At 37.4% G+C, this 14,186-nt stretch carries 15 protein-coding genes; 13 read left to right on the top strand and 2 right to left on the bottom strand.

Translation table 11 applies throughout. The features are described from left to right. From CNR22_09565 to CNR22_09555, 3 genes are read left to right on the top strand one after another with little or no spacing between them, the layout of a single operon-like run. On the top strand, positions 1 to 633 hold the full coding sequence (locus CNR22_09565; protein ID PBQ32006.1) for a hypothetical protein: 633 nt from the start codon (positions 1 to 3) through the stop codon (positions 631 to 633). Continuing rightward, on the top strand, positions 633 to 1,178 hold the full coding sequence (locus CNR22_09560) for a hypothetical protein (GenBank protein PBQ32005.1): 546 nt from the start codon (positions 633 to 635) through the stop codon (positions 1,176 to 1,178). Before CNR22_09565 ends, CNR22_09560 begins: the two co-directional genes overlap by 1 nt. Beyond that, entirely contained in the window at positions 1,157 to 1,681 is a 525-nt protein-coding gene (locus CNR22_09555) for an ATPase (GenBank protein PBQ32004.1), read from the top strand. Before CNR22_09560 ends, CNR22_09555 begins: the two co-directional genes overlap by 22 nt. Positions 1,682 to 1,683: 2 nt before the next feature. Here the strand turns inward: CNR22_09555 and CNR22_09550 are convergent, their stop codons facing one another. Then, positions 1,684 to 2,097 (bottom strand): ubiquinol-cytochrome C reductase, encoded by a 414-nt coding sequence (locus tag CNR22_09550; protein ID PBQ32003.1) that lies wholly within the window; start codon positions 2,095 to 2,097, stop codon positions 1,684 to 1,686. Between the two features lie 145 nt (positions 2,098 to 2,242). Between CNR22_09550 and atpB the strand changes: the two genes are divergently transcribed. The 9 genes from atpB to CNR22_09505 all read left to right on the top strand — a co-directional run bounded on the left by atpB (position 2,243) and on the right by CNR22_09505 (position 11,308). Beyond that, complete coding sequence (gene atpB / locus CNR22_09545; protein ID PBQ34865.1) at positions 2,243 to 3,460, top strand: ATP synthase F0 subunit A; 1,218 nt, start codon at positions 2,243 to 2,245, stop codon at positions 3,458 to 3,460. A 39-nt stretch (positions 3,461 to 3,499) separates the two neighbouring features. Continuing rightward, positions 3,500 to 3,706 carry an ATP synthase F0 subunit C gene (atpE, locus tag CNR22_09540; protein ID PBQ32002.1) on the top strand — a complete coding sequence of 69 codons (207 nt, stop codon included), beginning with the start codon at positions 3,500 to 3,502 and terminating at the stop codon, positions 3,704 to 3,706. A 111-nt stretch (positions 3,707 to 3,817) separates the two neighbouring features. Beyond that, positions 3,818 to 4,330, top strand: a complete 513-nt coding sequence (gene atpF, locus CNR22_09535; GenBank protein ID PBQ32001.1) for an ATP synthase F0 subunit B — start codon at positions 3,818 to 3,820, stop codon at positions 4,328 to 4,330. Between the two features lies 1 nt (position 4,331). Then, positions 4,332 to 4,865 carry an ATP synthase F1 subunit delta gene (atpH, locus tag CNR22_09530; protein PBQ32000.1) on the top strand — a complete coding sequence of 178 codons (534 nt, stop codon included), beginning with the start codon at positions 4,332 to 4,334 and terminating at the stop codon, positions 4,863 to 4,865. Between the two features lie 20 nt (positions 4,866 to 4,885). Next, positions 4,886 to 6,463 (top strand): F0F1 ATP synthase subunit alpha, encoded by a 1,578-nt coding sequence (locus tag CNR22_09525; GenBank protein PBQ31999.1) that lies wholly within the window; start codon positions 4,886 to 4,888, stop codon positions 6,461 to 6,463. A gap of 75 nt (positions 6,464 to 6,538) precedes the next feature. Beyond that, a complete protein-coding gene (gene atpG, locus CNR22_09520; protein ID PBQ31998.1) occupies positions 6,539 to 7,423 on the top strand; it encodes an ATP synthase F1 subunit gamma in 885 nt (294 codons plus the stop codon). Positions 7,424 to 7,568: 145 nt separating this feature from the next. Beyond that, positions 7,569 to 8,300 carry an acyl-CoA desaturase gene (locus CNR22_09515; protein ID PBQ31997.1) on the top strand — a complete coding sequence of 244 codons (732 nt, stop codon included), beginning with the start codon at positions 7,569 to 7,571 and terminating at the stop codon, positions 8,298 to 8,300. Positions 8,301 to 8,575: 275 nt separating this feature from the next. Next, entirely contained in the window at positions 8,576 to 8,968 is a 393-nt protein-coding gene (locus tag CNR22_09510; protein ID PBQ31996.1) for a hypothetical protein, read from the top strand. A 135-nt stretch (positions 8,969 to 9,103) separates the two neighbouring features. After that, the gene (locus CNR22_09505) at positions 9,104 to 11,308 is read left to right on the top strand and encodes a hypothetical protein (GenBank protein PBQ31995.1); all 2,205 of its coding nucleotides are present in this window, start codon (positions 9,104 to 9,106) and stop codon (positions 11,306 to 11,308) included. Here the strand turns inward: CNR22_09505 and CNR22_09500 are convergent. After that, entirely contained in the window at positions 11,305 to 12,633 is a 1,329-nt protein-coding gene (locus CNR22_09500; protein PBQ31994.1) for a deoxyribodipyrimidine photolyase, read from the bottom strand. The two genes, CNR22_09505 and CNR22_09500, sit on opposite strands and share 4 nt — an antisense overlap. 163 nt (positions 12,634 to 12,796) lie before the next feature. On the opposite strand from CNR22_09500, the gene CNR22_09495 reads away from it, so the two are divergent. Beyond that, a complete protein-coding gene (locus tag CNR22_09495; GenBank protein PBQ31993.1) occupies positions 12,797 to 14,179 on the top strand; it encodes a hypothetical protein in 1,383 nt (460 codons plus the stop codon). Positions 14,180 to 14,186 lie beyond the last annotated feature (7 nt).

Raw genomic sequence — 14,186 nt, 5'->3', positions numbered from 1 at the left:
ATGAAATTAGTGGTTATTACACCATCAAAAGATGTTCCTGACGAGCCTACTTTGATTACAAAAATGTTCGAAAGCGGCTTGAAGACTTTACATCTCCGAAAACCGAAACATTCTACCAATCAAATGGCAGAATATATAAAAGAGATTCCAGCTCATTTTCACAACAGGATTGTGATTCACTCACACCATAATCTTGCTATAAAATTTAATTTAAAAGGGATACACCTTAGCAAAAACCATTTGTCTACAAGCTGGAAGTATTGGTGGACGAGAGCGCGCCTGAGATTAAAATTTGGTCAAACCTGCAAAAGCCGCTCCTATTCGAGGCTGCAGCAGGTATATGCAAAAGAAGAACAAAACTTCGACTACTTTTTAATAGGAACAATGTTCAATAACATGACAGGAGAATTATACAGTGGATTTTATGAAGAAGGTGTAGTTGCTGCCAATAAAAATGGCGGAAAGAAATTAGTTGTGCGGGGCGGAACCACTCCGGCAACCATATCTAAAACTGCAAAGTATGGATTTCATGGCATCGCTTTCAACTCCTATTTATGGAACGCGGATATGCCCTACGAAAATTTTTTAGAAATACTCGGCGAGTTTAAAAACAATAATCTCGAACTGGAATAATGTCTTTACTTAGCATTATAGCGCTCGTTACCGGAACTCTGGGCGTTTGGTTAACCATTAAGCAAACCATTTGGTGCTGGCCTTTTGCCTTAATAGCTACTCTTACCTCTATCGCAGAGTTTTACCAGCAACGACTTTTTGGCGACATGGCATTACAAATTTTTTACTTTTTTGCTGGAGTATATGGCTGGATGTATTGGAATAAGAAAAATGCTGAAGGATTTAAGGTAGAGAAAATAAGTTTGCGAACAATTCCGTCTTACCTTGCTATAACAGTTATACAGGCTGTACTGTATTATTACTTGCTGCTTTATTTTAAAGGAGATCGTCCTTTATTAGACGCTATCTTAACTGCCTGCAGTTTAACAACCACTTACATGATGACTAAAAAATATGTAGAAAATTGGTTGATTTGGGTTTTTATAGATGCCGCCTATATCTTGTTATATGGATTGAAAGAAATGTGGCTGTTCGCTATATTATACCTGATATTTACTTTAATTGCTTTTTACGGCTGGCTTAAATGGAGAAAAGAGGCATCCTAAAGATCGCGGTAGTTGGCGCTGAAAGTACCGGCAAATCATGGCTGTGTGAAGAACTGGCCAGGCATTACAAAACAGTATGGGTTCCTGAATATGCCAGAGAATATTTTAACGATTCTGATATTTACAACTACACTTTAGACGACCTTGTTGTTATTGCAAAAAAACAAATTGCACTCGAGCAGCAACTAACTAACCAGGCAAGGAGATTTTTATTTTGTGATACAACCTTAATTACCCTTAAGATCTGGGCGGAGCTTGAGTTTGAGCAAACACCCGACTATATAGATCAACATCTTAAAGACACTCATTACGATTATTATTTAATAACTGACAATCAGATTCCCTGGGAAGCCGATCCCTTAAGACAAAACAAACACAGCCGGGAAAAGCTATTTGAAATGAACCTTGCTGAGGTACAAAAGTCGCTAATTCCGTACACGATAATTTCCGGAAAGCGTCAGGAAAGGCTTAAAAATGCTGTTAAAATAATGGAAGTGCTATAAATTTATAGTTTCACCTCTCCCATCTCACAAATCTTAAAAAACTCAGTTTCGCTAACTTTTCCAACACTAAGCCTCGAAAGTCTTATCAGGTCCATGTTAGAAAAAAATGGATCTTTCTTAAGGATTTCCAGGGTCACAGACTTTTTCAGTTCTTTGTAGGGTGAAAAATCAACGGCAAGCCATGCCGGTTCTTTGGTTGTAGGATCCTGGTAGCTTTCCTTCACCACTTTAGCTATCCCTACAATTTCAACCCCTTCGTTACTATGGTAAAAAAAGGCCAGATCTCCTTTTTTCATATCTCTGAGATTATTTCGGGCGGCATAGTTGCGAACACCCGTCCAGTCGGTTTTTTTGTCTTTTTTAAATTGCTCCCAACTGTAGGTGGAAGGCTCGGATTTTATCAGCCAATAGTTCATACGAATAGAAAATGAATCGTTTAAAATGTTAAAAGTAAGATTTTCCTATCAGCTCCCAAAAATAGCCGCAAACAGGTATTGGTTTTTACTAAAAATTGCCTACATTTGCACCCGAATTTAGACGCTTTTAATGCCATTTTTTGCAATGACCAGTAAAATCAACATATACAGAAAGTTTTCAAGAGTTTTTTTAGTAGCATTTTCGCTGTTACTAGCGGTTTCAGGAAAAATGAACGCTACAGGGCAGGAAGACACACTTGCTCATCATGCTGTAACGGATGCTCATGATGCAACGACGCACCATGACGAAACAAAAGGTGCAGTAGACATTACAGCTGTAGCTTTTGAGCATATTCTGGATTCCCACTCCTGGCATTTTTGGGGCGAAGGTCACGATGCTGTATCTATGCCTTTACCTGTAATTTTAAAAGGAAACAACGGAATTACATGTTTTATGTCTTCTGAATTTCACCATGATACTCATGGCACAGTGGTTGTAGAAAAAAACGGAGAACGTTTTGTGAACTTTGAAGATAAAATTTACTTCGCTTCAGATGTTGCAAACGAGCACGGACAATTTTTAGACTTTAACCACAACGAAAAAAACGAAGTGGAAGTAGCCAATGCAGCAGTGCTTGACTTCTCTATCACTAAAAATGTAACGCAGATGTTTATTTCTGTTATTGTTCTTTTATTAATTTTTACGTCTATTGCCCGCGCTTACAAAACGCACGGAATAACCTCCGCTCCAAAAGGCAAACAATCATTCTTTGAGCCGCTTGTGGTATTTGTGCGTGATGATATAGCTAAAGGAAACATCGGACATACTTCTGATAAATACGTTCCTTATTTGTTAACGGTTTTCTTCATGATCTTAGTTAACAACGTATTCGGTTTAATTCCAATCGGGGCTAACTTAACCGGAAACATTGCCTTTACTTTAGTATTATCTGTTTGTACTTTAATTATAACCAACATCAACGGAAATAAAAACTACTGGTCACACATTTTTTTGCCTCACGCTCCAAAAGCCATCTGGCCAATTTTAATTCCAATTGAGATTGTGGGGATCCTTACAAAACCTTTTGCTTTAATGATACGTTTATTCGCTAACATTACAGCAGGTCACATTATCGTTATCTCTTTAGTGGGGTTAATCTTCGTTTTCAAAACTATTTACATTGCACCGGTATCTGTTGCCTTCGCATTATTTATTGATGTTTTAGAGTGTCTTGTAGCCTTTTTGCAAGCTTACATCTTCACTATGTTAACCGCTTTATTTATTGGTTCTGCCGTTGCAGATCACAATGAAGATGGCATGCATAACGAAGACGACGAAAAATTAGCTCACGCTAAACACTAAGAAGAGAATAATTTAATAACAAATAAAAACAAAAACAAAATGGTAGGAAGTATCGCAGCAGTAGGTGCAGGTTTAGCCGTAATTGGCGCTGGCATCGGTATCGGACAAATTGGTGGACACGCAATGGACGCTATTGCACGTCAACCAGAAGCTACTTCGAAAATTCAAACAGCTATGATCATCGCTGCAGCCCTTGTTGAAGGTGTTGCTTTATTCGGTGTGGTAGTTGCTTTAATGTCGAAGTAATTTCAAGAAACAAAACCAAAGCTTTTACGGTTGGTAAAAGCTTTGGTTTATTAAACCAAACAAAATTATCCCGCTTTCGGGAAACAGTATAAAAAAATAAAATTTAAAACTATGAATCTTTTCATCTTAGCAAGTTTAATTGAACCAGCTGTAGGTCTGATTTTCTGGACAACCATTACATTTATCCTTTTATTATTTCTTTTAGGGAAATTTGCATGGAAACCAATTCTTTCCGCTATCAAAACACGTGAGCAAAGCATTGAAACTGCATTAAAAAGTGCAGAAAGCGCGTTAAACGATATGCGTGAATTAAAAGCAGCTAATGAAATTATCTTAACACAAGCACGCACTGAACGTGACGCTATGTTAAAAGAAGCTCGCGAAACGAAAGACAGTATCGTTGCTGAAGCTAAATTAAAAGCTCAAACAGAAGGCGATCGCATCATGTCATCAGCACGCGAACAAATTGCTGCTGAGAAAAACGCCGCTATTGCTGATTTGAAAAAACAAGTAGCTATCCTTTCTATCGAGGTTGCTGAAAAAATATTAAAATCAGAATTATCAAACGACGACAAGCAAAAAGCTCTAGTTTCTAATTTAATGAACGACGTTAACCTGAATTAAGATGATCGTTGCAAACAGATACGCTAAATCATTGATGGAACTTGCGGTTGAATCTAAGCAATTAGATGCTGTAAGAGCTGATATGAAAACCATAGAACAAGTGTGCGCAGAGAACCGTGAGTTTGAATTGTTCTTAAACAGCCCGGTAATTAAAACGGATAAAAAATTGGTGGTGATGAGCAGCCTTTTTAAAGGTAAAATTTCAGATCTTACTTTATCTTTTTTAAACCTTGTTACCAGTAAACACCGCGAATCTATCATTCACGAAATCACGAAAGCTTTTGAAGACCAATACCGCTCAGATAAAAATATTTTTACTGCGGTAGTTACCTCTGCAAAAGGTCTTGATGCAACTACTAAACAAAAAGTAGCAGATCTTATAAAGTCTCAGTTAAAAGGTGAAGTAGAGATTGTAGAAAAAATAGACGCTAATACAATAGGTGGTTTTATCATCCGTATTGGTGACAAACAAATTGACAAAACGGTTGCACGACAGTTGTCAAACCTTAAGAAAGAATTATTAAACACGAATTAAATTAATACAAACCATACAACATGGCTGAAATAAAACCAGCAGAAGTATCTGCAATTTTAAGACAACAATTAAGCGGCTTTAAAAGTGAAGCTGAACTAGAAGAAGTAGGAACCGTATTAGAGATAGGTGATGGTATCGCCCGTATTTATGGGTTATCTAAAGTTCAATCAGGTGAGTTGATTGAATTTGAAACGGGTGTTCAGGCCATAGTACTGAATCTTGAAGAAGATAACGTAGGTGCTGTATTATTAGGTTCCAGCGATGGAATCCGTGAAGGAAGTTCTTGTAAACGTACTAACCGTATTGCTTCTATTAAAGTAGGAGAAGGAATGTTAGGACGTGTTGTTGATACTTTAGGTCAGCCAATTGATGGTAAAGGTCCTATAGCTGGTACAACTTACGAAATGCCTTTAGAGCGTAAAGCTCCAGGTGTAATCTACCGTCAACCGGTTACTGAGCCTCTTCAAACAGGTATCAAAGCGATTGATGCGATGATTCCTATCGGACGTGGTCAACGTGAGTTAGTTATTGGTGACCGTCAGATTGGTAAAACAGCGGTTTGTATCGATACTATCATTAACCAAAAAGAGTTTTATGCAGCGGGTAAACCGGTATATTGTATTTATGTAGCTATCGGACAAAAAGCGTCTACAGTAGCTAACGTGGTACGTGTATTGGAAGAAAACGGTGCAATGCCTTATACAGTTATTGTTACTGCAAGTGCTGCAGATCCTGCTCCACTTCAGTTTTACGCGCCATTCGCAGGTGCTGCTATCGGGGAATTTTTCCGTGATACTGGTCGTCCGGCATTGATCGTGTTTGACGATTTATCTAAACAAGCGGTGGCTTACCGTGAGGTTTCATTATTACTTCGTCGTCCTCCAGGACGTGAAGCATATCCTGGTGACGTGTTTTACCTTCACTCTCGTTTATTAGAGCGTGCTGCTAAAATCAACGCCAACGATGATATCGCAAAAAGCATGAACGATTTACCTGAGTCTATCAAACATTTAGTTAAAGGTGGTGGTTCATTAACAGCTCTTCCAATCATTGAAACACAAGCGGGTGACGTTTCTGCTTACATTCCAACCAACGTAATTTCGATTACAGATGGTCAGATCTTCCTGGAAACTAACTTATTTAACTCCGGTATCCGTCCTGCAATTAACGTAGGTATCTCGGTATCGCGTGTGGGTGGTAACGCTCAAATTAAATCCATGAAAAAAGTGGCAGGTACTTTAAAATTAGACCAGGCACAATACCGTGAATTAGAAGCGTTCTCGAAATTTGGTTCTGACCTGGATGCTGCTACAAAATCAGTATTAGATAAAGGTTCACGTAACACCGAGATCCTTAAGCAAGGGCAATTCTCTCCGTTCCGTGTGGAGCAACAAATTGCAATCATTTATTTAGGAACTAAAAGCTTTTTAAGAAGTGTTCCGGTAAATAAAGTAAGTGAATTCGAAAGAGAATTCCTTGATACTTTAGAACGCAAACACAAACAAACACTTGACGAATTAAAAGCTGGTCAGTACACTGATGCTATCACAAATACATTAGAAACTGTTGCAAAAGATTTGTTAGCTAAGTATAACTAATTTGAAAATTTGAAGCCTGATTTCGGTAAAACCGGAATCAGCTTTAAATAAACCAATCAATCAAATTAAAATAGAATGCCAAGTTTAAAGGAAGTAAGAAATAAGATAGTATCCGTTGGTTCAACCATGCAGATTACAAGTGCCATGAAAATGGTAAGTGCTGCTAAGTTAAAACGTGCCCAGGATGCCATCACTCAAATGCGTCCTTACGCGAACAAACTAAAAGAGATTTTAGAAAATGTAAGCGCAAGTGTTGATGCATCTGAAAATGTGTACGCAAGGAATACGGCTGTGAAAAGCGTGCTGATCATCGCGGTTTCTTCGAACCGTGGATTAGCAGGCGCATTTAACTCTAACATCATTAAAAAAGTAAACCTGTTAATTCAAAATGAATACGCAGGAAAAGATGTAACGGTTGTCCCTGTTGGTAAAAAAGTACACGATGCCTTCAGGAAAACAAAATATTTTATCAGCGGACAAGACCTTCCTCACCACACCAGCACGTTGTTCGATAAGCTTAGTTACGACAGCGCTGCGCCGGTAATGGAGAAAATAACAGCTGCTTTCTTAAATAAAGAATTTGACAAAGTAGTTATCGTTTACAATCAATTCAGGAACGCGGCGGTTCAAATTCCTACGGAAGAACAATTGTTACCGGTGGTTTCAAACGACACAACTTCAGCAACAGCTAAAGTTAACGTGGATTATATTTACGAACCAAGCCAGGAATATATTGTAAACGAATTGATCCCGCGCTCTGTAAAAACACAATTCTACAAAGCGCTTTTAGATTCATTTGCAAGTGAACATGGCGCGCGTATGACAGCTATGCACAAAGCAACCGATAATGCCAAGGCTATGCAGCGTGATCTTAAAATCATGTACAATAAAGCCCGTCAGGCATCTATTACCAAAGAGATCCTCGAGATCGTTGGTGGAGCCGAAGCTTTAAAAGGTTAATCTTAAAAAAGACTCTTTGCAAAAAGGGTCTTTTTACTTTTTGATAAACGCCGTTTAACATATATAACACTAATTGGTAGGTAAGTGCTATTAAAAACAACTTAGTTTACCGTATTTTGCACAACATTTACAACACAAAAATTCAATGGCAATCCTCCTGTTTTTAATACTGCACTGGTACCTTTCTCTTTTCGGACAAACTTTTTTTCTGCACCGTTACGCCGCACACAAAATGTTTACGATGAACCCTTTCTGGGAAAAATTCTTTTACATTTTTGCCTGGGTAACACAAGGCTCTTCTTACTTGAATGCAAGAGCTTATGCAATTTTGCACCGCATGCACCACGCATATAGCGATACCGAGCAAGATCCGCACACGCCGCACTTTTTTAAAGAAGTGTTCACGATGATGATGCACACAAAAAAAATATACAACGATGTATTAAATAACCGTGTTACCATCGATCCTAAGTTTGATAGGAATTACCCTGTTTATCCTGTTATTGATCGTATAGCAGACAGCTGGGCGAGCCGTTTGACTTTTGCAGGGTTATACATCGCTTTCTACGCAGTTTTTGCCACGCAGTGGTGGATGTTCTTGTTCCTTCCAATTAACTTCTTAATGGGCCCCATTCAAGGCGCTGTGGTTAACTGGGCTGGACACAAATACGGGTATCGTAATTTTGAGAGCCCTGATCAATCTAAAAATACTTTGCTTTGGGATATCTTATTAATGGGCGAGTTATTTCAGAACAATCATCACCAGGCAGGTGCCCGCCCTAATTTTGCGGCTAAATGGTATGAATTTGATCCAACCTATCCAATCATCCTTCTTTTTAACAAAGTGGGAATTATAAAGCTGGTAAGAAGCAAATAACCGCTTTATTTTCCCCAGTACTAGACGAATGGAACCGAGTTAACGATTAGCGTTTCCTTTTAAACGATAAACTTTTGTCACTTCTTTAAAAGCCCCTACCCCTTACAGGGTAGGGCTTTTAGCTTAACAGCACCTGCAAAATATTTAACAAAAAAACTTCTTTAAATTCCCCATTTCGATTTGCTGTGAATATTTGTTAAATATTAAATTTGTTTATGCACGAGTATAGACACAAGTGTTGGAGTTTGATAAAACTGCCTCTACTAATTTCCGTTATGGCCTTAGGGCTTGCCAGTTGTTCTGTTTACACCATAAACAAAAGTGACCTGGAGTCAAAATTAAAACCTAAAGAGAACTCACACGCTCAAAAAAAAGGTCTTAATAAATTGGCAGCCATGCACGATAAACATTATGTAAACGCCATCGACACTTTAAAATGCGCAGATGCAGTGGGACAAATAAGAACGAAACGTTTTAATTACGATTCAAAAATCACCGTGGTAACCAATAGGAATAAAACGATAAAGTTCTATGCGAAAACACTGTATATCTATAACGATCAATTTCTCGTTGGAGAGCGCACAACACCCAGTATTTACGGACCAAACTATTGTCTTGTAAAACTGAGCGACATCTCAAGAATTGAAGTTAAGAAGCCCTGGTTTTAAGAAATTCCTTTTTTGATCCTTTCAATTAAACTGCAGCCAGTAAAACAAGGCGCGGGTTAATAATTTATAAAATAGTCTTTGTAACTATTTCAAATTTTTAATAAAGCGCAAGTCTTAGAATTCTTATTTTTAAGTATGCGCAAACTACTTTTCTTTGTAAGTCTTTTTTCACGACTTCTGAATTTTTCACAAACGCATGAGATCGACAGTCTAAAACTACGACTTAAAGAATCGGTTCACGACACCATTCGTGTTATTGATTTAAATGAGTTGGGTTGGCAGTACCTGGACTATTCTGTAGACTCTTCCGGAAAATATGTTCAGTTGGCGCTTGAGCTTTCAAAAAAAATAGAATACCTAAACGGAGTAATTGATGCCAAAAATGCAAAGGGAATTTTATACCGTTACACCAACGAACCTGAAAAAGCAATTAAGCTTTATGATGAGGTTATTAGCTTACGAAAAGAACAAGGACGGCTTGATAAGCTAACAGGAGCCTATTCTAACCTGGGTTCTGTATATTTTGAAAAGGGAGATAATACAAATGCCCTTCTTTACTATAAAAAATCTTTTGACAATGCTACTTTATTCAAGCAAACTGAAAACCAGCTCATCATATTAAACAATATAGGTTCTGCGTATAAAGGTTTGGGGCTCACAGATCTCGCTATTGAAACTTTTAGAAATGGGATAGCATTAAATAAAACCTTAAAGGATGAATTTCAGGAAGCACAGTTTAATGTAAATCTGGGCACAATATACCAACAACAAGGCCTTTATGTTCAGGCTAATAAATCTTACAACGACGCTTACCTGGTATTCAAGAAAACAAATAGCATGAGGGCGCTGAGTATTGTAGTTAATAATTTGAGCATTACTTTAAGGCGGGTGAACGACCTCAAACGAACGGAGGAGATTTTAAAAGAAATGCAAGAAATTGCAGATTATTTAAAAGAGGATGATTATTACGCAGCCCTTTATCAGTCCCGCGCCGCTTATTACATAGCACGAGCAAAGTTACCTGAAGCTCTTAAAGAAATAAGTTTTTCTCTATCCAAGACTGATTCTATAAATGATTTGTTGTCTTATTGTGACCGCTTGCTTTTAAAAAGCGACATCTACAACAAACTTCATGATTATGAAAAGGCACTCTATTATTGCGATAAGGCCTCACAATTTGTAAACAGGCTGGATGATAAACACGTGCTGGCAAATAGCTATGACACAAAATCCAACATATATCAAAATATGGGAGACTATAAATCGGCATTAAGATATTACCAGCTTTCCAAAAATATAGACGATTCTTTAGATACGGACGCATTCAATACAAAAATGGCGACCCTTAACTCCTTAAATGAATTAGATAAAAAAGAAACACAGCTCAGACTTTCACAGCAGGAAACAGAAACCATGACGGCTAAGAACAAACAGCAATCATTTTTTCTAATAGGTTCAATCATGATAGGATTTCTAGTGTTGGTACTGCTATTATTCAGAATCAGAGCTTATCGTATAAAAAAGAAAGACAATGAATTATTAAACAAACAGAAACAGGAAATCGAGAAACAAAAATTACTTATTGAAGAAAAACAAAAGGAAATTCTCGACTCCATTCATTACGCAGAGCGCATTCAAAAAACATTGCTCGCGAACCATTCGCTGATCACAAAAAATCTTCCGGAAAATTTTATTCTTTTTAAACCCAAAGATATTGTAAGCGGTGATTTCTACTGGGCATCAGAAAAGGAAGATTGTTTTTACCTCGCTGTTTGCGATAGCACAGGACATGGGGTTCCCGGAGCATTTATGAGTTTATTAAATATTTCGTTTTTAAACGAAGCCATTAATGAAAAAAACATTAAAGCACCCAATGAAGTTTTAAATCATGTGCGTCAGAAGTTAATTGACAACGTATCGCACCAGGGAGCTAAAGACGGGATGGATTGTATTTTGATGCGCTTCGATAAAAAATCAAAACAAATTACTTATGCGGCGGCACAAAACAAAGTTCTTGTAATTCGTGATGGACAGTTGATACAATATCTTGCAGATAAAATGCCTGTGGGAAAAGGCGAGTTAACAGATTCTTTCACCCTACGCACTATTGAATCGCAAAAGGGAGATTTAATTTATTTGTATAGCGATGGTTACGCTGATCAGTTTGGAGGCCCAAAAAGCAAAAAATTTAAATACGCACAACTTCATCAAAACTTACTTCAGCACTCAGCCTTGTCTATGCCTGAACAAGCTAAATCAATGAACAAGGTTTTTGAAAACTGGAAAGGAAGTCTTGAGCAAGTGGATGATGTGGTTTTAGTAGGGATTAGAATAGCTTAAAACAGCTCCATCTGCTTACTTTCGTCCAGCGCTTTTTTATAAACCGATAAGGCTCGCAATCGCGCTTCTTTATGGTCGACTAAAGGCGCGGGATATTTGTCCGTTCCAAATTCGGGAATCCATTTTTTGATGTATTTAAAATCAGGGTCAAATCTTTTTTGCTGCTCAGTCGGATTAAAAATTCTAAAATAAGGAGCCGCATCACAACCGCTGCTTGCTGCCCATTGCCAGCCTCCGTTGTTCGCACTTAAATCAAAATCGTTGAGCTTTACGGCAAAGTATGCCTCCCCCCAGCGCCAGTCAATCAAAAGATCTTTAATTAAAAAACTACTTACAATCATGCGCACACGGTTATGCATAAAGCCGGTTTCATTCAACTCGCGCATTCCTGCATCAACAATAGGGAAACCCGTTTTGCCATTACACCATGTTTCAAATTCTTTTTCGTTATTCCTCCATGGAATCGCATCATAATCTTTTTTAAAGGCATTTTTAGCAACATGGGGAAAGTGATCAAGGATCATCATATAAAAATCTCTCCAGATGAGTTCATTCAGCCAGGTCTCGCTTAACGGGATTGATTTTGCAACTAACTTACGAATACTGATAGTGCCAAACCTTAAATGAATACTAAGCCTGGTGGTAGCATCAAGTGCAGGGTAATCTCTTTGTTGTTTGTATTTTTGAATAAGAAGGTCGCTGATCTTAATTTTTTCAGGAAGAAGCATGTCTGTTTTTCTGAAGCCCATGCTCTTTAAGCTCGGAATTGGATGGGCAGCGGACTTTATAAAATTTCCGAAATACTTTTTGTTGGGGTACGATTTAAAATAAAACGCTCTTAATGCTTTCTTCCACTTATTACTGTAGGGCGTGAAAACCGTGTAAGGTTTTCCGTCGTCTTTTACAACTTCCTGTTTTTCAAAAACACATTGATCTTTATAAGTTTTAAATTCTACCTTCTGTTTTTCGAGAAGCTCTTTTATTTCCTTATCACGTTCTTTTGCTGAGGGTTCGTAATCATGATTTGTGTAAACATTTTTAATTTTGAAATTCTCCATCAAAGACTTAAAAACTTTTTCGGGTGTATCATAAAAAACCTGCAATGAAGAACCAATCGAAACCAATTCTTCCTGTATTTTTTCAAGTGCCTGATGGATAAAATCCACACGCCTGTCATTTTTATCTTCTAATTGGTTTAGAATAGTTTTATCAAAAATAAAAACCGGAAGTACGGTTTCATTTTCTCGCAAAGCGTAATATAGAGCAGCATTATCATGTAAACGGAGGTCGCGCCGGAACCAAAATAGAGTGATTTCTTTGTTCATTTGATCTTAATGAGTTGCAATGTATGGTAGATCTGGTTTTAAAGTGAATTTAAAAAGTCTAAGAACCTTGCCTTAAATCAATATTAAAATAATTGTATTTATATTTACCGGATAGGTTGATACATACTATAACAAAAATTCCGGTAATTTGTTTTAAAGTTAAATGAAAACAATAATAAATAGATTTGCGACTGACGCCTTTTTCAGAATTTTTTTCGCCAGTTTGTTTTCATTGATTGGATTTTGTATAAATGCTGTTACTTTCTATCCTGGAATATGTTCACCCGACTCTTTCGATCAATATGGACAAGCTTTGTCTAATCACTATGGTGACTGGCATCCTCCGGCAATGGCAGGCTTATGGCACTTATTATTAAATTTTTATCAGGGTCCCCAGCCAATGCTTTTTTTTCAATTAGGTCTTTTTTGGATAGGATTTTACCTGATTTTCGTAACCTTCCTGAAGCACTTTACAATTTTTGCACCACTTGTGCTGGTATTTGCGGCCGCGCCCTTTATTCAAAATTTTCCAGGAATTATTTGGAAAGATGTACACATGAGTTTTTCATGGTTTCTTGCAGCGTCAATTTTGTTTAGAGCATTTGTAGACGGGAGGAAGCTCTTCATAGCAGAATCTCTATTTTGCCTTCTTTTAATCAGCTATGGCTGTTGGGTTAGAATAAGCGGCATGCCGGGAATTATTCCCCTGTTATTTTTATGGTGGACTATGACAGTGCGAAATGAAAAACTACGTAGTTTCGTTGTCACTTCAGTAGTTTCCTTGATCCTTACTTTCATGGTTTTGATGGCGAATAGTTTTATTGAAAAAAACATTCTTAAAGTACGGAAAGACCATATAGAATATAAACTGATCGCACATGATCTAACGGGTATATCAGTAAAATCAAAAGAGCTTTGCTTTCCTGATTATATCAGCAGCTCTCCCGGCTTCGATACCTCTTATCTTTTTAGCAAATACACTTGCGTAACTTTTGATCACATTTGGTGGAATAACGATAACAAGCACATCATGCCGGATTTAAATCCACAGCAATTATCCGATCTAAAACAGTATTGGGTTAAAACAATTTTAAAACATCCTTTTATTTATCTGAAAAATAAAACAAATGGATTTTTATTTTTTCTCAAATTTAAAGACAGTGGTAATGGACTAACCGTGTTTTATACTGAAACCTACAAGAATAATTATGGCATTAGCTTCACACCAAACAAGTTAAGTAAAATAGTTTTTGGGTACGTTAAAACGCAAGAAAAGATGTTTTATATGAAACCATGGTTTTGGTTCTTGCTCAACATTCTGATTATTGTTGTTCTGGCTCTTAGTAAAGCATTTACACGTTACAAACTTTTGTTGAGTTCCCTTGCCTGGTCAAGCTTTTTTTATTTGATGATTCATTGGTTGGTTTACCCAGCTGATACAGAATTCAGATATTTTTACTGGAACTGTATCAGCATCAGTTTATGCGCTATAACGATGGTGGCCGTGAAGTACAGAAAAAATGAGACCGAAGGCCTGCATTCTTAAAGGTTGA

The organism is Sphingobacteriaceae bacterium (genome assembly GCA_002319075.1).
GTDB lineage: Bacteria > Bacteroidota > Bacteroidia > B-17B0 > Aurantibacillaceae > Aurantibacillus.
The sequence above is the reverse complement of the archived record's forward strand: the minus strand, read 5'-3'. Positions and strand labels throughout refer to the sequence as shown.

Excerpts from the sequence above, each read along its gene's own strand:
- atpF (PBQ32001.1), top strand. The coding sequence starts at position 3,818 with ATGAATCTTTTCATCTTAGCAAGTTTAATTGAACCAGCTGTAGGTCTG.
- CNR22_09515 (PBQ31997.1), top strand. The coding sequence starts at position 7,569 with ATGGCAATCCTCCTGTTTTTAATACTGCACTGGTACCTTTCTCTTTTC.
- CNR22_09555 (PBQ32004.1), top strand. The coding sequence starts at position 1,157 with ATGGAGAAAAGAGGCATCCTAAAGATCGCGGTAGTTGGCGCTGAAAGT.
- CNR22_09500 (PBQ31994.1), bottom strand. The coding sequence starts at position 12,633 with ATGAACAAAGAAATCACTCTATTTTGGTTCCGGCGCGACCTCCGTTTA.
- atpE (PBQ32002.1), top strand. The coding sequence starts at position 3,500 with ATGGTAGGAAGTATCGCAGCAGTAGGTGCAGGTTTAGCCGTAATTGGC.
- CNR22_09565 (PBQ32006.1), top strand. The coding sequence starts at position 1 with ATGAAATTAGTGGTTATTACACCATCAAAAGATGTTCCTGACGAGCCT.
- CNR22_09510 (PBQ31996.1), top strand. The coding sequence starts at position 8,576 with ATGGCCTTAGGGCTTGCCAGTTGTTCTGTTTACACCATAAACAAAAGT.
- CNR22_09495 (PBQ31993.1), top strand. The coding sequence starts at position 12,797 with ATGAAAACAATAATAAATAGATTTGCGACTGACGCCTTTTTCAGAATT.
- CNR22_09525 (PBQ31999.1), top strand. The coding sequence starts at position 4,886 with ATGGCTGAAATAAAACCAGCAGAAGTATCTGCAATTTTAAGACAACAA.
- CNR22_09560 (PBQ32005.1), top strand. The coding sequence starts at position 633 with ATGTCTTTACTTAGCATTATAGCGCTCGTTACCGGAACTCTGGGCGTT.
- atpB (PBQ34865.1), top strand. The coding sequence starts at position 2,243 with ATGACCAGTAAAATCAACATATACAGAAAGTTTTCAAGAGTTTTTTTA.
- CNR22_09550 (PBQ32003.1), bottom strand. The coding sequence starts at position 2,097 with ATGAACTATTGGCTGATAAAATCCGAGCCTTCCACCTACAGTTGGGAG.
- CNR22_09505 (PBQ31995.1), top strand. The coding sequence starts at position 9,104 with ATGCGCAAACTACTTTTCTTTGTAAGTCTTTTTTCACGACTTCTGAAT.
- atpG (PBQ31998.1), top strand. The coding sequence starts at position 6,539 with ATGCCAAGTTTAAAGGAAGTAAGAAATAAGATAGTATCCGTTGGTTCA.
- atpH (PBQ32000.1), top strand. The coding sequence starts at position 4,332 with ATGATCGTTGCAAACAGATACGCTAAATCATTGATGGAACTTGCGGTT.